This window comes from Photobacterium andalusiense (genome assembly GCF_900185625.1).
Taxonomy (GTDB): domain Bacteria; phylum Pseudomonadota; class Gammaproteobacteria; order Enterobacterales; family Vibrionaceae; genus Photobacterium; species Photobacterium aquimaris.
Map to the genome: position 1 here is coordinate 298362 of NZ_FYAJ01000004.1, position 21911 is coordinate 320272.

The 21911-nt window shown below is 40.8% G+C and carries 18 protein-coding genes; 13 read left to right on the top strand and 5 right to left on the bottom strand.

The annotated features are described in order from the left end of the window. Positions 1 to 132: 132 nt before the first annotated feature. The 5 genes from PAND9192_RS12245 (at position 133) to PAND9192_RS12265 (ending at position 8032) form a co-directional block, all read left to right on the top strand. A complete protein-coding gene (locus PAND9192_RS12245) occupies positions 133 to 2256 on the top strand; it encodes an AsmA family protein (RefSeq protein WP_087854042.1) in 2124 nt (707 codons plus the stop codon). Positions 2257 to 2444: 188 nt separating this feature from the next. Further along, complete coding sequence (yhjD, locus tag PAND9192_RS12250) at positions 2445 to 3422, top strand: inner membrane protein YhjD (protein WP_087854043.1); 978 nt, start codon at positions 2445 to 2447, stop codon at positions 3420 to 3422. Positions 3423 to 3847: 425 nt separating this feature from the next. Then, a complete protein-coding gene (locus tag PAND9192_RS12255) occupies positions 3848 to 5170 on the top strand; it encodes an anaerobic C4-dicarboxylate transporter (RefSeq protein WP_087854044.1) in 1323 nt (440 codons plus the stop codon). 333 nt (positions 5171 to 5503) lie between these two features. Beyond that, positions 5504 to 6745, top strand: coding sequence for a cytosine permease (gene codB / locus PAND9192_RS12260; RefSeq protein ID WP_087820832.1), 1242 nt, complete (start codon positions 5504 to 5506; stop codon positions 6743 to 6745). A 9-nt stretch (positions 6746 to 6754) separates the two neighbouring features. Continuing rightward, on the top strand, positions 6755 to 8032 hold the full coding sequence (locus PAND9192_RS12265; protein WP_060998226.1) for a cytosine deaminase: 1278 nt from the start codon (positions 6755 to 6757) through the stop codon (positions 8030 to 8032). 85 nt (positions 8033 to 8117) lie between these two features. Here the strand turns inward: PAND9192_RS12265 and PAND9192_RS12270 are convergent, their stop codons facing one another. The 4 genes from PAND9192_RS12270 to rne all read right to left on the bottom strand — a co-directional run bounded on the left by PAND9192_RS12270 (position 8118) and on the right by rne (position 14537). Beyond that, entirely contained in the window at positions 8118 to 8552 is a 435-nt protein-coding gene (locus tag PAND9192_RS12270) for a phosphate-starvation-inducible protein PsiE (RefSeq protein WP_060998227.1), read from the bottom strand. Between the two features lie 157 nt (positions 8553 to 8709). Next, positions 8710 to 9315: a cob(I)yrinic acid a,c-diamide adenosyltransferase gene (cobO, locus tag PAND9192_RS12275; protein ID WP_087854045.1), complete on the bottom strand. Its 606-nt coding sequence runs from the start codon at positions 9313 to 9315 to the stop codon at positions 8710 to 8712. Positions 9316 to 9446: 131 nt separating this feature from the next. After that, on the bottom strand, positions 9447 to 11003 hold the full coding sequence (locus tag PAND9192_RS12280; RefSeq protein ID WP_087854046.1) for a SulP family inorganic anion transporter: 1557 nt from the start codon (positions 11001 to 11003) through the stop codon (positions 9447 to 9449). Between the two features lie 246 nt (positions 11004 to 11249). Continuing rightward, entirely contained in the window at positions 11250 to 14537 is a 3288-nt protein-coding gene (rne, locus tag PAND9192_RS12285) for a ribonuclease E (protein ID WP_087854047.1), read from the bottom strand. A 437-nt stretch (positions 14538 to 14974) separates the two neighbouring features. Here rne and rluC point away from each other — a divergent pair, with 437 nt between their 5' ends. Next, the gene (gene rluC, locus PAND9192_RS12290) at positions 14975 to 15919 is read left to right on the top strand and encodes a 23S rRNA pseudouridine(955/2504/2580) synthase RluC (RefSeq protein WP_060998231.1); all 945 of its coding nucleotides are present in this window, start codon (positions 14975 to 14977) and stop codon (positions 15917 to 15919) included. Positions 15920 to 15996: 77 nt separating this feature from the next. Here the strand turns inward: rluC and PAND9192_RS12295 are convergent, their stop codons facing one another. Next, positions 15997 to 16578 carry a Maf family protein gene (locus tag PAND9192_RS12295; RefSeq protein WP_087854048.1) on the bottom strand — a complete coding sequence of 194 codons (582 nt, stop codon included), beginning with the start codon at positions 16576 to 16578 and terminating at the stop codon, positions 15997 to 15999. 380 nt (positions 16579 to 16958) lie between these two features. On the opposite strand from PAND9192_RS12295, the gene yceD reads away from it, so the two are divergent. The 7 genes from yceD (at position 16959) to acpP (ending at position 21880) form a co-directional block, all read left to right on the top strand. Beyond that, positions 16959 to 17477 (top strand): 23S rRNA accumulation protein YceD, encoded by a 519-nt coding sequence (gene yceD, locus PAND9192_RS12300; RefSeq protein ID WP_036793929.1) that lies wholly within the window; start codon positions 16959 to 16961, stop codon positions 17475 to 17477. A 20-nt stretch (positions 17478 to 17497) separates the two neighbouring features. Further along, entirely contained in the window at positions 17498 to 17668 is a 171-nt protein-coding gene (gene rpmF / locus PAND9192_RS12305; RefSeq protein WP_006231206.1) for a 50S ribosomal protein L32, read from the top strand. A gap of 9 nt (positions 17669 to 17677) precedes the next feature. Next, positions 17678 to 18703, top strand: coding sequence for a phosphate acyltransferase PlsX (gene plsX, locus PAND9192_RS12310; protein WP_200817822.1), 1026 nt, complete (start codon positions 17678 to 17680; stop codon positions 18701 to 18703). A 5-nt stretch (positions 18704 to 18708) separates the two neighbouring features. Then, on the top strand, positions 18709 to 19665 hold the full coding sequence (locus PAND9192_RS12315; protein WP_060998234.1) for a beta-ketoacyl-ACP synthase III: 957 nt from the start codon (positions 18709 to 18711) through the stop codon (positions 19663 to 19665). 135 nt (positions 19666 to 19800) lie between these two features. Then, positions 19801 to 20730, top strand: a complete 930-nt coding sequence (gene fabD, locus PAND9192_RS12320) for an ACP S-malonyltransferase (protein ID WP_087854050.1) — start codon at positions 19801 to 19803, stop codon at positions 20728 to 20730. A gap of 23 nt (positions 20731 to 20753) precedes the next feature. Further along, complete coding sequence (fabG, locus tag PAND9192_RS12325) at positions 20754 to 21488, top strand: 3-oxoacyl-ACP reductase FabG (protein WP_060998236.1); 735 nt, start codon at positions 20754 to 20756, stop codon at positions 21486 to 21488. Positions 21489 to 21646: 158 nt separating this feature from the next. Next, entirely contained in the window at positions 21647 to 21880 is a 234-nt protein-coding gene (gene acpP / locus PAND9192_RS12330) for an acyl carrier protein (RefSeq protein WP_004406112.1), read from the top strand. Positions 21881 to 21911 lie beyond the last annotated feature (31 nt).

Consider the following 21911-nt stretch of genomic DNA (forward strand, 5'->3'; position numbering starts at 1 on the left):
TATTACGCTTGGGGTGAACTAATCTTGGAGTTAATGGTCTTAATAACATTGATTTTTAAGGTTAATCTTCAACAAATTATTTTTGCATAACGACCGATTGATTGTGGCGTTATATGCATAGCCGAGGACATAATGAAAAAAATACTTTATATCTTACTCGGGCTGATTTTATTAGTCGTGATTGGCATTGGTGCACTGGTCACCTTTGTTAACCCTAATCAGTTTAAGCCACTGTTAACAGAGCAAGTTAAAAAGATGACTGGACGTGATTTGGTTATCAAAGGTGATATCAGTTGGCGCTTTTTCCCAACATTAGGCTTAAGTGTTGGCGAAACGGCATTTCGAAACCCAACCGGATTTGCACAGCCTAATTTAGTCCAATTTAAGCAAGCAGATTTATCTGTCTCTGTTTTACCTTTATTGTCACAGCAACTTGATATTGGCGATATGCGTTTAGAAGGGGCACATGTTTTTGTACAAACATTAAAAAATGGTGTGACTAACCTTGATGGTTTAACTGACAAGAAAGCTGTAGCTGACAACGCAACAACAGACAAAGCTGTGACAGATAAAGCTGCTAACGATAATCAGCAAACGGCTAAACATTCGCAGTGGAAGGTGGCTGTTGCAGGGATTGAACTGGTTGATGCGAGTGCTGAAATTCGTAATGACCAAACCAAGACTGTGGCACAACTGAATCATATTAATTTTACCCTTGGTAACTTTAAGCCACAAACATGGACTAAAGCCACTTTTGATATTCAAGGTAAAGTGAATGCATTGTCTTTTAGTGCCAAAGGTAGTACTGAACTTAATCTAGCTGCTGATTATAAAAATGTTGAACTAAAAGCATTTACTGCTCAAATGAGCATGAATGATGGCAAGACTGAGATTAAAAATGCGCAATTAGGATTGGATCAGTTTACGATTGGACAATGGTCTAATATTACTTTTGCCGTTAACGGACAAGTACCTAATTTAAGCTTTGATACTCACGGTAGTGCTAAAGTAAAACTGTCGCCAGATCATAATACCGTTACGCTGCAAGGGCTAAAAGTGACCAATGATTTAGCTGGTAGTGCCTTACCGCGCTCAACCATGAATGTGGTGGTTAATAGTGATGCAACGTATGATATTAACCAAAAGTTAGCGTTAGTGAGCAAGCTTGATATTAATGCTGATGGTACTAAGGTATCGGGTTCTGGTTCATATTTAGCTGCGGCTATTCCTGATGTTCGCTTTGCATTATCAAGTGATAATATTGATATCGACAGTTGGTTACCGGCTAAAAAATCCACGTCAGATTCTGCTGAATCGGCAGCTGAAGTCGGGGATACATCAGCCGCTGCGGTAACTCATCAACCTTCAACGGTTGAACCTGATCTTAGTGCACTCAAAAACATTAACGTTGCAGGCATGATTGCTATTAAGCAATTAAAAATCGCTAATGCTGATGTTGCGAATGTCAAAGTTGTTACGTCAATTAAGAAAGGTGTAGCAACCATCAATCGTTTTGAAGCGAATTTATATGATGGTAAAATCACCGGTAGCGCATCAGTTGATGTAAACAGTGCTTTACCTAGTTATCGTTTAAAAAATACCATTACCAATGTGGCTATTTTACCGTTATTAAAAGCGGTAGCGAATAATCAGCAACTAGCTGGTAAAGCAAACATTACTGCAGATCTGAGTGGTCGTGGTTTATCGGAAGCTAATATTCGTCACAATATCACCGGCTCTGTGAAAGTAAATATTGCTGATGGTACGGTATATGGGGTTAATATTTCTGATCTGTTACGTAATGCGAAGGCTAAACTAAAAGGCCAAGCAGAAGCTAAAACCGATACCACCAAGAAAACAGATTTCTCAGCCTTAACGACAACCTTACGCTTAGGTAATGGTATTGCATCAACCAATGATTTCCAATTAGCCTCACCGTTATTGGCGATTAGCGGTCAAGGTAAAACTAATTTGGTTGATGAAGGTATTGATCTGATGATTAATACTAAGGTCGTTGCCAGTGGTAAAGGGCTTGATGAAATTAAAGGTATTAGTGTACCTATCCATGTTAGTGGTGATTGGCAGCAACCTAAATATCGTTTAAATATTAAAGATTTATTTAAAAATAATGCGGTATTAGAGAGTAAAGCTAAGAAAGAGATCAACCGTGGCTTAGAAAAACTGTTTGGTGATAAAGCCAAAGATGACAATATTAAAAATGCTGCAGATAAATTATTGAAAGGGTTATTTAATTAACCTTCAGTCTGTAGTGGTATCACTAACATAAATTATGATAAAAAGGTTTGCTGCTATCGGCAAACCTTTTATTTTTAAACTCTATTATCAACCAAGTCACCACTATTTAGTGACTTGTTATTATCAAATGGCTGACTTTTATCCATTGTTAATATTGTTGAGTATTTTTATGACGCATCACTAAAATTATGACTAACAAAACCACATCTTCTGAAAAACCAACGTTAATTTCTAAAGTAATAGCGGGATTAGCAGTGGTTGGGAATGCAATCAAAGCATTACCACCGATAGACCATTTTATTCGAGCTGCTGATCGATTTAACGATCGTCTAGGCAGTCAGTTTGGTGCAGCAATTACCTATTTTTCATTTTTGTCGCTGATCCCCATTTTAATGGTGTTATTTGCTGCCGCGGGTTTTATATTGGCATCAAACCAAACATTGTTGACCAATATTATTGATAAAATTGTTGCTGGTGTTACTGATCCAAACTTAGCCAATACCCTTAAACAGATGGTACAAACGGCGATTAGCCAGCGTACAACGGTGGGGTTAAGTGGTCTCGCGATTGCTTTTTATTCTGGTATTAGCTGGATGGGCAATTTACGTGAAGCCGTTCGTGCTCAAACCCGTGATGTTTGGGAACGTAAGCCAGAAGATAAAGAACATATTTTATTGCAATATTGTAAAGATTTGATTGGCTTAACCGGTTTGGTAGCAGCATTGATTTTTACGGTAGTATTAACCTCTGTTGCAGGTTCTGCTCAAGCGACGATTGTTGATGCATTAGGGTTGGGCGGCATTACTTGGTTACGCCCAGTATTAACCACCATTGCATTATCAATTTCGATTTTAGCTAACTATCTGATGTTTTTATGGATATTTTGGATGTTGCCTCGTCGTCGCTTTAATCGTAAAACATTAATGCAAGGCACTTTATTAGCCGCGATTGGTTTTGAAGCGATTAAATTTGCGATGACATTCCTATTACCTAAATTAGCCAGTTCACCATCGGGTGCGGCATTTGGCTCTATTATAGGTTTAATGGCTTTCTTCTATTTCTTTGCACGATTAACGTTATTTTGTGCAGCATGGATAGCCACAGCAAAAGAAAACCGCCCAGATTATGGTGTCGTTGTTGAAGATGGTACTGATACCGATAAATAACGCTCAAATCAGCGCGATTAAACCGTAATTATCTAAAAAGGATAGCCAGTGAGCTGTCCTTTTTTATTGGTCTTTATTTGTATCAATAGCGTTATAACAGCTAGAGAATAACAATTCCGTAAATGCATTTTGATGACTATCTATGACGCATTGGAAATCAGCATTGTGATGTTGTTATAGCCAATAACTTTGATTTGGTTATTTATTTGTGATTAATGTGTAACCTTAATAAATCCAATTGGTAGCAGGGTTGTTTTGTTGTGGTGGCGGTTTGTTGTGCTGGTTCTCAGAAGTGATATAAGACGATTATTGCTATTAAGTGATTTGATATTTATCAATATGAGCATCTGAGGTAACAGGCATTTTACTTCCTATGATAGGTATTTTGGAAACCAAAATATCAGTGATATATAGGGAGATAAGTCATGTTGTATTTGGAGTTTTTATTCCTGTTATTGGTGTTGTATGCCGGTAGCCGTTTTGGTGGTATTGGATTAGGTGTTGTTTCAGGATTAGGGCTGTTGGTGGAAGTATTTATCTTCCGTATGCCACCAACCTCACCACCGATCACCGTGATGCTGATTATTCTTGCCGTTGTCACTTGTGCGTCGATTTTAGAAGCGGCTGGTGGTCTTAAATACATGCTGCAGGTTGCTGAGCGTATTTTACGTAGTAACCCGAAACGCGTGACGATTATGGGTCCGTTAGTGACTTACGTGATGACCTTTATGCTAGGTACAGGCCATGCGGTGTATTCAATTATGCCTATCATTGGTGATGTTGCACTTAAAAATGGCATACGTCCAGAACGACCAATGGCAGCTTCATCGGTAGCCTCGCAACTGGCGATAACAGCAAGTCCAATTTCAGCTGCAGTGGTCTACTATCTCGCGCAATTATCAGGCCTCAATGAATCTATCCACTTATTATCTATTTTAATGGTGACCATTCCGGCAACGTTAGGCGGAACCTTGTTGTTATCGTTGTATAGCTTACGTCGTGGTAAAGAACTGGCTGATGATCCTGAATACCAACGCCGTTTACAAGATCCCGTTTGGCGAGATCAAATTCTTCATACCACTAAAACGTCATTAAATGAGCAATTACCCCGTTCGGCAATGCACGCTGTGATGTTATTCGTAGTAGCGTTAGTCTCGATTGTTATTGTGGCAATGGTGCCAGAAATTCGCACTATTGGTGATGCTAAGCCAATCTCGATGTCATTAATTATTCAAATGATGATGCTTGGTTTTGGTGGCTTAATCTTGTTAGTGACACGTACTAATGTGCAGAAAGTGCCAGAAGGGGTGGTGTTTAAATCGGGTATGGTAGCGGCAATCGCTATTTTTGGTATTGCTTGGATGAGTGATACTTACTTCCAATATGCGATGCCATCGTTTAAATCGGGTATTACCGAAATGGTACAAGGCTATCCGTGGACGTTTGCATTAGCGTTATTCACCGTGTCAGTGGTGGTTAATTCACAAGCAGCAACGGCACGTATGATGTTGCCTGTTGGTTTAGCAATGGGATTAAGCCCAGCGTTGTTAATTGGTTTAATGCCTGCGACATACGGCTATTTCTTCATTCCTAATTACCCCTCAGACATTGCTACTGTAAACTTTGATGTAACAGGTACCACCAAAATTGGTAAATGGTACTTTAACCATAGCTTTATGATGCCGGGTCTAATTGGTGTTATCTCAGCATGTTGTATTGGTTATGTGCTTGCTCAAATTATTATCTAACCTTTTAGTTATTGATTTAAAAAAGGCACTCAGAGTGCCTTTTTTTATTTCAATAAACCTAATATGATTTTATTAGTATTATGTTTGATAGCCTGATTGTAATGGGATATTAGTAGCATATTGTTGTGTTAATTTGTTTCAAGATGTAATGTTTATTATTGTTTTTGATTTTTAATTCATTGTTATTTATGGTTTATTTTTAGTAAAGTTAAATATTAACGTTTGCTTTTATTTTATATCATTGACTATCTTATTTTTACAATCATAATACGCGCCGTTTATCCATAGCATCGAGCTTAATTTTAATGTTTGTATTAGATTGTGGTGGTAAAAATGGCGGCAGATAATAATTATAGTCTTGGTCCTGTGCCAATGACGGCAAGAAAAAGCATAGTATCATTAACCATGGTTATGCTTGGATTAACGTTCTTTTCTGCCAGTATGTGGACCGGCGGAGCGTTAGGTATTGGGCTTTCTTTTGATGACTTCTTTCTTGCTGTAATTATCGGTAACCTTATCCTCGGTATTTATACTTCTTTTCTAGGTTACATCGGTGCTTCAACCGGCCTTTCAACACATCTTCTTGCTCGTTTTTCTTTTGGCGTTAAAGGCTCTTGGTTACCTTCGGCATTGCTGGGTGGCACACAAGTGGGCTGGTTTGGTGTTGGCGTGGCGATGTTTGCTATTCCTGTTCATAAAGCGACCGGTATTGATACTAATATATTAATCGTGGTATCGGGGTTATTGATGACAGTGACAGTCTATTTTGGCATGTCAGCGTTAATGATTTTATCGGCCATTGCTGTGCCTGCGATTGCTTTATTAGGTGGATATTCTGTTTTTGATGCTATTGAGAGTATTGGTGGCGTGAGTGTAATCAAAGCAGTAAAGCCTGAAGTAAGTATTGATTTCTCTGTTGCAGTAGCAATGGTTGTTGGATCTTTTGTAAGTGCCGGAACCTTAACGGCTGACTTTGTTCGCTTTGGTAAAAAGCCGGCTGGTGCTGTGTTAGTGACGATGGTGGCATTTTTCATTGGTAATTCACTGATGTTTATTTTTGGCGCAGCAGGTGCGGCGGCAACAGGCGAAGCAGATATTTCAGAAGTAATGATTGCACAGGGGTTATTGATTCCTGCGATTATCGTATTGGGGTTAAATATTTGGACCACTAACGATAATGCGCTCTATGCCTCAGGTTTAGGTTTTTCTAATATTACCGGATTACCAAGTAAGTATATTTCGATGGTTAATGGTGTTATCGGAACACTGTTTGCTTTGTGGCTATACAATAACTTTGTTGGCTGGTTAACCTTTCTTTCGTTAGCTATTCCACCTATTGGTGGCGTTATTATTGCAGATTTTATGGCGAATCGTAGCCGTTATAAAGATTTTGCAACGGCTGAATTTAAAAACGTCAATTGGGCTGGCATCATGGCGGTTGCTGTTGGTGTAGCTTGTGGACATTATTTACCTGGGGTTGTGCCAGTCAATGCTGTTTTAGGTGGTGCAGTGAGCTATTTAATTCTTAATCCAATTTTTAATAAAAAGCGCGTAGCTGACGTTCAGCCAGCGTAAGGACATATCATGACAACTTTATTGATTAAAAATGCCACCCTTCAAGGTCAATCAAGCTTAAAGCAGATTCTGATTGAGAATGGCCAATTTAAACGTATTGAGAATAATGACGTTGATTTTGATTACCACGGTGAGATCCTTGATGCAGAAGGTGGATTAGCCGTCGCGCCTTTTTGTGAGCCTCATATTCACCTTGATACTACTCAAACAGCAGGTGAGCCTAGTTGGAACATTTCAGGTACGTTATTTGAAGGTATTGAACGCTGGGCTGAGCGTAAGCAAACATTATCGATTGAAGATGTAAAATCACGCGCTAAACAAACCTTAAAATGGCAAATTGCTAATGGCGTACAACATGTACGTACTCATGTTGATGTCTCAGATCCAACTCTGGTGGCATTGAAAGCTATGGTTGAAGTACGTGAAGAAATGAAGCAATGGGTTGATATTCAAATTGTTGCCTTTCCGCAAGAAGGTATTTTGTCATACCCAAATGGTAAGCAATTATTAGAACAAGCAGTGCAGTTGGGCGCAGATGTTATTGGTGCTATTCCTCACTTTGAATTTACTCGTGAGTATGGCGTTGAATCACTACATTACGTGTTTGAATTAGCTCGGAAATATGATTGTTTGATTGATGTTCACTGTGATGAGATTGACGATGAACAATCGCGCTTTGTTGAAACAGTTGCAGCATTAGCACATAAATATGATATGGGTGAGAAGGTCACAGCAAGCCATACCACGGCAATGGGTTCATACAATGGCGCTTATGCTTCACGTTTGTTCCGCTTATTAAAAATGTCAGGGATTAACTTTGTTGCTAACCCATTGGTTAATATTCATCTGCAAGGACGTTTTGATGATTATCCTAAGCGTCGTGGTGTAACCCGCGTCAAAGAAATGCTAGCGGCTAACATTAATGTTTGTTTTGGCCATGATGATGTGTTTGATCCTTGGTATCCATTAGGTACGGCAAATATGTTGCAAGTGCTACATATGGGGCTACATGTGTGCCAAGTGATGGGCTATGACCAAATTAACCAGTCATTAGATTTGATCAGTAACAACTCAGCACGAACACTGAATATTCAACATCGCTATGGTATTGAGCAAGGTAAGCCAGGAAGCTTATTAATTTTACCAGCAGAAAATGGTTTTGATGCTGTGCGTCGTCAAGTGCCAGTGCGCTATTCAATTCGTCATGGCAAAGTAATAGCCGTGACTCAACCCGCTGTGACTGAAATTCATTTAAATGAAGTAGAACAAGTTTCATTTAAACGTTAATTATTATTAAGTTATAACGTTAAGGGCGAATCATGAGATTCGCCCTTTTTTTGATAGTAAATAGTGTGTTTTTTAAAATTGATGATTAATCATCAGCTTGCTTTTTTCCCGGCTCTTGTGGTTCTTCATAAGGCCAGTAGTGATGACCAATACGGATCAGTACTGTTGCTGCTGCTAGAATAAATGCTGCTAGTGATAGCCAAATAATAAAGGTGCCATCAAGCTCTTTCATACCAAGGGTAATATAGCGGGCAATAGCCATAATCGCGATATAGAGCGGATATCGCACAGGAATCTTACCGTGAGCAACAAATTGCTGCACCATTGCCAGAATTTCAAGATAAATGAACATCAATAAAATATCAGTTAACTGAATGTTACGGTTAACAAATACATGAATAAATTCATTCACCATTGCGACAACAGTGGCTAAAGTAATCGCGGTTAATAATACCGCTTCTAAAATATGGAATACCTTTAGAAAAGGTTTACTAAATGAGCGAGGTAAATGGGAAGGCATATTTTCTCCAGCGTTAGCGCTGTTTATATTTTTATTGAGCATGCTCTTTATTGTAAGAGATAATGCTTATTCTAATAGTAAAATTTTGTTTAATTCAACTATATGTATATTTATCATTCTTTGTGCATTTTCTTTGAACATTGCTGGTGGCGATTTATTACCAATCAATACCTTTGCGGGCTTTGAGACCTTGTTCAAAAGCATGCTTTACATTACGTACTTCAGAAACAGTATCTGCAATTTCAATTAATTGGCGATGAGCAGCACGGCCAGTAATAATAACGGTTTGATGTGGTGGTCGTGCATTGATGGTATCGATGATCTCAGCTAAATTAATATAGTCATAGGTCACCATGTAGGTGAGTTCATCAAGTAATACCACATCAAGTTGATCATCGGCTAACATCGTTTTGCAATCTGCCCAAGTTGTTTGTGCTGCGAGTGTATCTGCGGCCTTATTTTGGGTTTCCCATGTAAAGCCTGTAGCCATAATAGAAAATTTAACCCCGTGTTGTTGTAGCAGATTACGTTCACCACAATCCCATGTGCCTTTAATAAATTGGCCGACACCACATTGTTGTCCGTGGCCGACTGCGCGGGCGATCATACCAAAACCCGAGGTTGATTTACCTTTACCATTACCCGTAATAACCACTACCAGCCCTCGTTCTTGCTGGGCGGCATTGATCTTATTATCAACCTGTTGTTTTAAGCGTTGTTGACGGGCTTGATGGCGATCATCCTTGGTGGTTTTATCAACCATAATTTCCTCTCAAAAGCATTGTCGTATGAGTAATTTCGTATATTAGTGATTATAAACGAAAGCCCGTGTAGTCAAAGGACTACACGGGCTTTTTTATGTTATGAGCTTATTTAAACTAATTAACTGACAGTTTAACCTAAAACGTCAGTAGCAACTTTATAGGTTGGATCTTCAAGCATATTCACTTCGACTAGATTACCCGCTTTTTGTAGCAGTCGACGACACTCTGGACTTAGGTGACGAATATGAAGGGCTTTATTACGGCTCGCGTAACGTTCAGCGAGTGTATCAATCGCTTCAATGGCAGAGTGATCGGAAACACGGGAGTGGGCAAAATCAATAATCACAGTATTTGGATCATTACTCGCATCAAATAACTCTAAGAAATGAGAAGCAGAGCCAAAGAAGAGTGGCCCATTGACTTGGTAAACTTTAGCACCGTCTTTATCAGTATGAGACGTCGCATAAATTTGTTTAGCGTGATTCCATGCAAATACTAACGCTGAGTAAATAACCCCCACAAACACTGCCACAGCAAGATCGGCAGCAACAGTTACACAGGTAACAAGAATAATAGTGAAAAAGTCATGCTTAGGCACTTTACGGATCATACGTAAACTTGCCCATTCAAAGGTGCCGATAACAACCATGAACATTACGCCAACCAATGCTGCTAATGGAATCATCTCAATGAATGACGAGCCAAATAAAATAAACACTAATAAGCCAATAGCAGCAGTTATGCCTGATAAGCGACCACGGCCACCCGAGTTAATGTTGATCATTGATTGGCCAATCATCGCACAACCACCCATAGCACCAAACACTGAACAGGTGATGTTAGCCATACCTTGACCCACACATTCACGATTACCATGGCCACGTGTATTAGTCATTTCATCAATCACAGTCAGTGTTAGTAATGATTCTATTAAACCAACGGCTGCAAGAATTAGCGAGTAAGGCAAAATTATTTTCAGGGTTGCAAGGTTAAAACCTACATCCGGTAATGCAAATGTTGGTAGTGAGCCTGCAAGGGTAGCATTAGCATCACCACTCATAGTACGTACAAAATCAATCACTGTACGTGAATCTAGACCTAGTACGTGGACCAGCGCTGTAACGGTTAAAATGGCAACTAACGAAGAGGGTACCGCTTTAGTGAGCTTAGGTAAAAAGTAGATAATAGTCATGGTTAACAATACTAATCCCAGCATGATGTAAAGCTGAGTACCGTGCATCCATTCAAGACCGCCAGTCAATGATGGTACTTTAAATTGACCAAGCTGAGCTAAGAAAATAACAATCGCTAAGCCGTTAACAAAACCAATCATTACCGGATGTGGAACCATGCGAATAAATTTACCGAGGCGAAATACGCCAGCCAGAATTTGAAAAATACCAGCCAACATTACCGCAGCAAATAGATATTGAATACCGTGTTGAGCAACAAGGCTGACCATTACTACGGCCATTGCGCCTGTTGCGCCCGAGATCATGCCTGGGCGTCCGCCAAAGATGGCAGTAATTAACCCGACAATAAAGGCAGCATATAGACCAACCATTGGGTCGACACCTGCGACAAAGGCAAAAGCAACAGCTTCTGGTACTAGAGCAAGCGCTACAGTTAATCCAGATAGAATGTCATTTTTGACTGATTGTTGTGAGACTTGAGGAAATTCAGACATATATTAGGCGTTCTTCTCTTCGCTAAAATGAATGGAGAATTAAAAAATATTGATTAACAGAATGTTACCGAAAGATTTACATTGCTTCAACTTAAGCTGTTAAATGCGGTAAAGATGTGCTTTGGGGACATATTAATGACATTAAGCAATCAGATTATTAAAAATTATGGATGTTTTTGACTCAAAAAAAGAGTAATAAAAAAAGCCATGCAGATGCATGGCTTTTTATTAGCAGTTTAAAATAACTTAGTCAAAAGATGGCTTAGTCATTGGTGCTGCTGCTGTATTGGTCGCTGTTTGGCTACCTGCAGAACGTGTTGTTGTCGCTTCACGTAATGGTGCTGCTTCAACTTTTACGCTTGCCGCTGTTTCTGTTGGTGCAGGTGCTTTCGTCATTGCTGCTACCGCATGGAAACCACGTGGAGAGGTTGCTGTTACAGCCATCGCTTCAGTGACAATTTTAGTCATTGGTGCTGATGCAGTGTTCACAACAGGTGCTTCAACAACAGGTGCTTCAACAACAGGTGTTTCAACAACAGGTGCTTCAACAACAGGTGCTTCAACAACAGGTGCTTCAACAACAGGTGCTTCAACAACAGGTGTTTCAACAACAGGTGCTTCAACAACAGGTGCTTCAACAACAGGTGTTTCAACAACAGGTGTTTCAACAACAGGTGTTTCAATCACAGCCGCTGCACGCAATGGGAAAGCTTTACCCATTGCAAGTTCAGGCATAGCAACACCACCTAAAGTAGGTTGTGATACAACCTCTGGTAATGCTTGCGCGATTGCTGGCTGATGAGCTTGTTCAGTAACAACGTCTGCTACAGGTACTTCAATTGTTGGTTTAATGCGAGACCATACTTTACCCATCGCCATTTCTGGTGTTGCTACACCTGATGTTTGACGTAGTGCTTTTGGTTTCTCAACAATAGAGACAACATTTACCATATCGCTAATAGTATCTGCTGCTTCAACAACTGCATGCTCAACTGCGTCGGCAACATTGTAGCAGCTTGGATCTTCATGCTGCTCATAATCTTGCTTTTCAACACGTGTATCACGAATACGACGACGGCGTTGACCGCTTGCACGTAAGTGGCGTGGTGAACGACGGTTACGACGTTGGTTGTTATCTTGCTCATTGTTTTCAGCTTGTTCATCAATCACAGTCTGATCTTGAACAGTTGTTGTTTGAGCTTCTTTCGCGATTGTTGTACCCATCTCCATTAATGGTGATGGTGCCGTAAGCGCGGTGATTGCATTTGTTTCAACAACAGCTTGCTCTACAACAGTCGTTTCTACGTTGTTATCAGTGATGCGGATTTTTTTCTGCAACTGACGACGTTGACGACGTTGTTTCGCTTTAACGGTTTTCTCTTCAGCTTCAACAGTGTTATTTGTTTTCGCTTTCACTTCTTCTGGTTGTTGGCGCTGTTGCTTCTGCGCTTGAATCTCTTCTTTACGAGATTGGCGTTGTTGCTCTTTCGCTTCTTCAGAACGAGGTTGACGTTGTTGCTTCGCTGGACGCTCTTGAGGTTGACGGTTTTTGTCCGTGCGCTCATTACGATCATTGCGACGACGAGGTTGACGCTGCTCGTTATTGCGATCTTGTTGTTCAGCGTTGTTGTCTTGAGCACTCTCTTGGTTGTTATTACGACGAGTGTTATCGCGATTACCTTGACGGTCATTACGACGATTATCAGGACGACGGTTATTATTGTTACGACGATTATTGGTGTTTGTTTGCTCTTTTACTGGTGCTTCAACTTCTTGCTTAACAACTGGCTGTTCAGTTTTGTTATTGAAGAACGATGAAATAGCAGCAAAAATACGGCTAAAGATACTTGGCGCTTGAGCAATAATCGCTTGTGGCTTAGCAACAGATTGTACTTCAGGTGTTGTGGCCACAGGAGCTGGTTGTTTTGGTGCTGCAAAACCGTGTAGAACAGGTTCTTCACGCTTTTTAGCTGTACGCTCTTGTTGTGGTGACTCAATCGCTTCAGCTTCTTTTAGTGCTTCAATAGTACTAGGAAGATGGTACGAAAGTGTATCTTGCTCTTCACCTTCACGAATACGTAACACTTCAAAGTGTGGCGTTTCCATGTCAGCGTTTGGCACAATAACAACACGAACGTTATGGTACTTTTCAATGTGTTGTACAGCAGGGCGCTTTTCGTTGAGTAAGTAAGAGGCAACAGGCACAGGTACAATAGCAACTACTTGTGAACTGTTATCTTTTAATGCTTCTTCTTCGATTAAACGTAAAATTGATAGTGACAATGATTCATTATCACGCACAACACCTGTACCCGTACAACGAGGACAAACATGATGGCTTGCTTCTGCTAAAGAAGGGCTTAAACGTTGACGAGACATTTCAAGCAAACCAAAGCGAGATATACGACCAATTTGTACGCGAGCACGGTCAACACGAACCGCTTCACGTAAACGGTTTTCTACTTCACGTTGGTGACGAACTGGCGTCATATCGATGAAATCAATAACTACTAGACCACCAAGATCGCGAAGACGTAATTGACGTGCAATTTCATCTGCTGCTTCTAAGTTAGTTTGTAGTGCTGTTTCTTCAATATCACCACCTTTGGTTGCACGCGCTGAGTTGATATCAATAGAAGTCAGTGCTTCTGTTGGATCAATAACAACAGAGCCACCTGAAGGTAAACGAACTTCACGCTGGAACGCAGAGTCAATTTGGCTTTCAATTTGGTAGTGGCTAAATAGCGGTACTTCGCCTTCATAACGCTTAATACGCGATAAGAAGTCTGGACGAATTAGCTTGATATGATCACGTGCGCGATCAAATACTTGTGGGCTATCGATAAGGATCTCACCGATATCGCGACGAAGATAATCACGAATAGCACGTGCAATAACGTTACTTTCTTGGTGAATCAAGAATGGAGCAGCTTGAGACTCAGCGGCTTCTTTCACTGCACTCCAGTGATTAAGTAGCACATTTAAATCCCACTCAAGCTCTTCACCTGATTTACCAACACCAGCAGTACGTACAATTAGACCCATACCGTGAGGCAGTTCTAATGTGCTTAATGCAGCTTTAAGTTGTGTACGCTCTTCACCTTCGATACGACGAGAAATACCGCCAGCACGAGGGTTATTAGGCATTAATACAAGGTAGCTACCTGCTAATGAGATAAAGGTTGTTAGTGCGGCACCTTTGTTACCACGCTCTTCTTTATCAACTTGAACGATAACTTCTTGGCCTTCTTTCAAGACTTCCTTAATGTTAGGACGACCTTGGTAAGAATAGTTTGACGGGAAGTAATCTTTAGCAACTTCTTTTAAAGGGAGGAAGCCATGGCGTTCAGCACCGTAATCAACGAACGCAGCTTCCAGGCTTGGTTCGATACGAGTGATGCGGCCTTTGTAGATATTTGCTTTTTTAGATTCGTGACCTGGGCTTTCGATATCAAGATCAAATAGCTTTTGGCCATCAACTAATGCGACGCGCAACTCTTCCTTTTGAGTCGCGTTAATCAACATTCTTTTCATTATATTGTACTCATTATTGTTGTTGTATTAGCGCCGCTAATTACATCAATTTTTTGATGGTGCCTGACTCCAAGTCTGATGTACGGGTGCAACCTCACGGTTGGAATGCAGGAGTGCTCTATGGCCACACGTATTAGCCAACTATGTCGAGATGGTTAGATCTGAAACACACAGCTGGTATCACCACATCGAGGTGTGGTTGTATCTGTTACATCAAAAAAATCTGTAATCTGACGGGCTAAAAAAAACTCCGATAACCATAACGTCTTACGCCACGTGCTGCGTTTATCACCTGAGTTGTATATAAAATAGCCGAAATGATGAGAGCATGCTCACCTTGTCAGTAAAATAAGCAAAAAAACTTATTCTAGAATGCAATCATAGCAGGCTCACTTTTTTGCGGCAATCTGCTTTATTTGCATGGTACAATCAAACTTATGACAGAAGATAAACCTAAAGTGCAATTCATCGATATTACCGATGATTTTGCTGGCCAACGGATCGATAATTTTCTCCGTGCTAGGCTTAAAAATGTACCAAAAAGTATGATTTACCGTATTTTGCGTAAAGGTGAGGTGCGAGTAAACAAAAAACGTATTAAACCTGAATATAAATTGCAGGATGGTGATCTCGTACGTGTCCCGCCGGTTTTTGTTCCTGAGAAAGATGAGCAAGCACCGATCAGCACCAAACTTAATAAAGTGGCTGAACTTGAATCATGCATTATCTATGAAGATGATCATGTGTTGATTTTAAATAAGCCATCAGGCACAGCTGTTCATGGCGGCAGTGGTTTGAAGTTTGGTGCGATTGAAGCGTTACGTGCATTACGTCCTGATGCGCGATATCTTGAGTTAGTACACCGTATTGACCGTGATACATCAGGCATCTTGTTGGTTGCTAAGAAACGTTCTGCGTTACGTAAGCTGCAAGAGCAATTTAGAGAAAAAACGGTACAGAAATATTATTTTGCCTTAGTGATGGGGGAATGGAAGGCAAATTGTAAGCGAGTCACTGCGCCGTTATTGAAAAATGAAGTCAACAGCATTGTGCGTGTTAACCCACAAGGTAAAGCTTCAGATACACGTTTTAAAGTGCTTGAGCGTTTTGCACAAGCGACTTTGGTTCAAGCGAGTCCTGTAACAGGCCGTACTCACCAAATTCGTGTCCATTGCCAATATGAAGGCCATCCTATTGCTTGGGATGATCGTTATGGTGATCCACGATTTGATGCTTACACTAAAAAAGCGGGTTTAGGACGATTGTTCCTGCATGCTGCAAATATTAGATTTACCCATCCTAATACTGATGAGTTAATGGATATTAGTGCGCCAATGGAACCTGTGTTAGAACGCTGCTTAGCGAAACTGCGTACTTTTTAACGGCCTTAATGTATCAATGCAGTAAGAGCAGGGTAAAAAAATAAACAAGGCGAACATTATGTTCGCCTTTTTTATTGTTATAAAACTGAAATTTGTTCATTGGCCAGCATTTCTCGCAGGGCAATAAGAGGCAAGCCAACAAGTGTATTAGGATCTCGTCCTTCTAATTTATTAAATAAGGCGATGCCTAAGCCTTCACTTTTAAAACTACCAGCACAGTAAAGAGGCTGCTCTTTAGTGACATAATGGGCAATCTCATTTTCAGTGAGAGTTCTAAAATGAACATGAAACGGTTCACAAATAACTTGGGTAGTTTCTGTGCGAGTATTATATAAACACAAGCCAGTATAAAAAGTAACCACCTTGCCGCTAGCTGCACGTAATTGTGCACACGCATTAACTTCAGTATGAGGCTTACCTAAAATCTTATCATCAATGACACACACTTGGTCTGAACCTATAATAAGATGATTAGGGTAATCTGATGCACAAGCCTGTGCTTTAGCTTGTGCTAATCGCTTCACAAGTGCAGTGGCTGACTCATTTTTTAATATCGCTTCATCTACATTTGGATTCGCCGTCGTAAAAGGTAACTGTAGCTTTTCTAGTAAGCTTTTACGAAATGGAGAGGTAGATGCAAGAACAAGTGACTGGTTCATAGACTATTTCTTTATTAAAATGAATAACTACTAATGAGTGTAACCATCACCGAGCAGCAATGCTAGTGAGCATAGTTTTGTGATTGTTTTGGTTTCGGTGCAGACAGACGATGTTATCGTTACAGCACAATGGTATTATAAGCGGCAATCATTGATTTTAATTTAAATAGAACCATTATTGGCTATCATTTAAACGATGATTAAGTGATCTCTTGTCATTTTATCAGCAATCATCAAGTGATTGAGTGACGGAGAAATAAAAACTTTTTAATGAGGAGAGGGAATGAATTTTCATGGCAGCATGAGAATTACTCAAAAGCCGTTAATTCAGGCACATTTCCTTTGACTCAACCAGACTATAAGGCTAATATTCGCGCCCTATGCAAAAGGTAAAATTGCCGCTAAAGGTAGATCCAGTACGCACTGCACAGAAAAGACTCGACTATGATGGCATCATCAAAGCGGATCTTCTGTCTCGTTTAGCTGGTTCAACCCAGAGCGTAATAAGTGATGCAAACGTCAACTTGTCTTTCGACCTTGACCAACGTCGTATTCCTTTCATGCGCGGAAACGCAAGTGTAGATGTGATGTTGACCTGTCAGAGATGCCAGGAAGAATTTCCACACACAATTAGTGTTGAATTCTGTTATAGTCCGGTTCGTGATGAAGAGGCTATTGACAAGTTACCGGAAGCCTATGAGCCGACAATTGTCGACGAAAATGGTGATATTAATCTAATTGAAATCATCGAAGATGAATTGATGTTAGAGTTACCGCAAGTAGCAAGACATGATGATGACGATTGTAAGATCGGCACACATAACTTGTCTTTTGGTGATATTCCCGTTGCTGATGAGCGTCCGAATCCGTTTGCAGTATTGAAAAATCTTAAAAGTTAAATTTAACAGGAGTAGGGTTAATGGCCGTACAAAAGAGCAAAAAATCACGTGCAGCACGTGGTATGCGTCGTTCACATGATGCACTAACTACAGCAGCAGTATCTGTAGATTCAGCATCAGGTGAAACTCACCTACGTCACCACGTGACAGCTGACGGTTTCTACCGTGGCCGTAAGGTTATCAACAAGTAAGGTTGAACCTTGATGGGTCTTACCGTTGCACTTGATGCAATGGGCGGGGATTTCGGTCCTCAAGTAACAGTGCCTGCCGCCGTGCAGGCACTGTTGCATTCGCCTGAGCTCAAACTCATTCTTTTTGGTGATATAAGTGCTATCACTGCGCAACTTACTCTTCTAAATAAGCTCAATCATCCTCGGCTATCAATCGTCCATTGCGATAACGTTATAGCCAACGAAACACGTCCATCTCAAGCATTACGTCATAGCAAAGGTTCTTCGATGCGAATGGCATTAGAAGCCGTTGCAGCAGGTGATGCAGATGCCTGTGTTAGTGCTGGTAATACTGGCGCGCTGATGGCGTTATCTCGCTATGTGCTGAAACAACTTCCCGGTGTTGAACGTCCTGCTTTAATTTCAGAGATTCCTAATCGTCAGGCTAACCATACTTGGTTATTAGATTTGGGTGCCAATGTTTCCTGTGACGCTGATACTTTATTTCAATTTGCCGTTATGGGGTCGGTCGTTGCTGAACAAACATTAGGTACAGCACCTCGAGTCGCATTACTCAATATTGGTGAAGAATCGATTAAAGGCAACGATCTGGTTAAGCGTTGTGCTGAAATGTTGACTCAATCAGCTGATATTAATTACATTGGTTATATTGAAGGTCACCAATTGTATTCAGATAAAGCAGATGTGATTGTATGTGACGGTTTTGTCGGTAATGTGAGTTTAAAAACCAGTGAAGGGGTTGCTAACCTATTCATTGATTGTATTAAGCGTAATATTGGTCGTAATCCATTTAAGCGATTGATCGCTAAATGGCTGTTTCGTGAGCTGTTTAATAGCTTACAACAATTGAACCCCGACCAGTATAATGGCGCAAGTCTGTTAGGATTACGCGGTATAGTAGTGAAAAGCCACGGAAGTGCTGACACCACAGCTTTGGAGAATGCCATAAGCCAAGCGGTTTATGAGATTAAACGCCAAATACCGATGAAAATCAGTGACCGTCTGGAAGAGGTCTTACTAGAGAGGCATTATTAGTCTTCATGTATAGCAAAATTCTAGGAACTGGCAGCTACCTGCCACAACAAGTACGCTCAAATGCGGACTTAGAAAAAATGGTAGAAACAAGTGATGAGTGGATCGTTGCGCGTACAGGTATTCGTGAGCGTCGTATTGCATCTAAAGATGAAACTGTTGCCGTTATGGGCTACCAAGCGTCATTAAATGCAATAGAGATGGCAGGTATCAATAAAGAAGATATCGATCTGATTATTGTTGCGACTTCTAGCGCAAGCCATTCATTTCCCTCTGCTGCTTGCCAAGTGCAAGGAATGTTAGACATAAAAGGTTGTCCTGCGTTTGATTTATCAGCGGCATGTACTGGCTTTGTGTATGCATTAAGTGTTGCTGATCAGCATATTAAAACAGGTATGGCGAAAAACGTACTCGTGATTGGCTCTGATGCACTGTCTCATTGTTGTGATCCACAAGATCGTTCAACGGTTATCCTATTTGGTGATGCAGCCGGTGCGGTCGTTATTGGCGCTAGTGAAGAGCCTGGGATCATTTCAACACATCTGTATGCTGATGGTCATTTTGGCGGTTTATTAAGTCTTGCTGTGCCAGAACACGGTAAAGATTTTGACGCTAACACATGGCTTTACATGGCAGGTAATGAAGTGTTTAAAGTGGCGGTAACCCAGTTATCGAACCTAGTAAAAAGCACTCTTGCTGAAAATAATATGGATAAATCTGAGCTTGATTGGTTAGTGCCACATCAAGCAAATATGCGTATTATTTCAGCGACAGCGAAAAAGCTATCAATGTCTATGGATCAAGTAGTTGTGACGCTTGATCGCCATGGCAACACTTCAGCGGCAACAGTACCGACTGCGTTAGATGAAGCAGTACGCGATGGCCGTATTCAACGCGGTCAAACGCTATTATTAGAAGCGTTTGGTGGTGGTTTCACTTGGGGCTCAGCACTGGTGAAATTTTAAACTAAACTCGAATGGGTTAAGTTTGCGTCGCTAAAAGAATTTTGCGATAAGGCAGAAGGTTGAATATAGTAAACGCTGTCTTATTAGCTATTAATTTTACTGAACGATCAGTATATAAAGAATAAGGATTCTCAAATGTCTAAGTTCGCGATTGTTTTCCCTGGACAGGGTTCTCAAACTGTTGGCATGCTTGCTGATTTAGCAGAGCAATTTGATGTGGTTAAGCAGACGTTTGCTGAAGCCTCTGATGCGTTAGGTTACGACCTATGGGCATTAGTACAAAATGGTCCAGCTGAAGATTTAAACCAAACTCAACGCACACAGCCGGCATTATTAACAGCATCTGTGGCAATTTGGCGTGTATGGCAACAACAGGGCGGTGAACAGCCTGCTGTTTTAGCTGGACACAGCTTAGGCGAGTACTCTGCGCTAGTATGTGCAGGTGTGATTGATTTCCAAGCTGCGGTTAAGTTAGTTGAATTACGCGGTAAGCTAATGCAAGAAGCCGTGCCTGCTGGTGTAGGCGCTATGTCTGCAATTATTGGTCTTGATAACGATGCGATTGCAGCAGCATGTGCACAAGCGGCTGAAGATCAAGTATGTTCACCGGTTAACTTTAACTCGCCAGGTCAAGTTGTGATTGCGGGTAACAAAGAAGCGGTAGAACGTGCTAACGTATTATGTAAAGAAGCTGGTGCTAAGCGTGCATTACCATTGCCAGTATCAGTACCTTCACATTGTGCATTAATGAAGCCAGCGGCAGACAAACTAGCGATTGCATTAGAAGGTTTAGCATTTAATGCGCCGACAATCCCTGTGATTAATAATGCTGATGTAGCGACTGAAACTGATCCTGTTGCAATTAAATTGGCATTGGTTAAACAGCTATATAGCCCAGTACGTTGGACTGAGTCTGTAGAACGTATGGCATCTGAAGGCATTGAAGAGTTGCTAGAAATGGGACCGGGTAAAGTATTAACGGGTCTAACTAAACGTATTGATCGTGCACTTGGCGGCGCAGCAGTAAATGATGCTGCATCATTAACTGCAGCATTGGCGAAGTAATTAAGCTTTAAAGAGGATTTACAATGAGCCTGGAAGGTAAAATTGCACTAGTTACAGGTGCGAGCCGCGGTATTGGTCGTGCTATTGCCGACATTTTAGTTGAGCGCGGTGCAACAGTTATTGGTACTGCAACATCAGAAAGCGGTGCTGATGCTATTAGTGCGTATCTTGGCGATCACGGTAAAGGTTTTGCGTTAAACGTAACTTCACCAGAGTCAATTGAGACAACATTAAAGCAAATTAAAGAACAATATGGCGATATTGATATTCTAGTAAATAACGCCGGTATTACTCGTGATAATCTACTAATGCGTATGAAAGATGACGAATGGCAAGATATCATGGATACCAACCTAACGTCTGTTTTCCGTCTATCTAAAGCGGTACTGCGTGCTATGATGAAAAAGCGTAATGGTCGCATCATTAGCATTGGTTCTGTGGTTGGTACGATGGGTAATGCGGGTCAAACCAATTACGCAGCAGCAAAAGCTGGTCTATTAGGTTTTACCAAATCAATGGCACGTGAAGTTGCTTCTCGTGGCATCACTGTTAACGCTGTTGCGCCAGGTTTCATTGAAACTGATATGACAAAAGCGTTAAATGATGATCAACGCGCAGCAACGTTAGCAAATGTTCCTGCTGGTCGTTTAGGCGATCCGCGTGAAATTGCAGCGGCTGTTGCTTTTTTAGCCTCTGATGACGCTGCTTATATAACAGGCGAAACATTGCACGTTAACGGCGGCATGTATATGATTTAAGCAAATTCTTTGCAATACTTCATGATTCAAGTCAAATTGAACTATTTTTCTGGTTAAATCGTGGTTTGACCAGCATTATGAGTGTTGCAACTTTTGCTGTAATGAATAAACTACAACAAATCGCATTAGCGAATTCTTGTTAAAGGAAATATATTAGTATGAGCAACATCGAAGAACGCGTAAAAAAAATCATCGTTGAGCAACTAGGCGTAGACGAAGCAGAAGTTAAGAACGAAGCATCTTTCGTTGACGATCTAGGTGCTGATTCACTAGATACAGTTGAACTAGTAATGGCTCTTGAAGAAGAATTCGATACAGAAATCCCTGACGAAGAAGCTGAAAAAATTACTACTGTTCAAGCTGCAATCGACTACGTAAACAGCGCACAGTAATATAAAAAATGAATATCTCCAGGCGGTCATT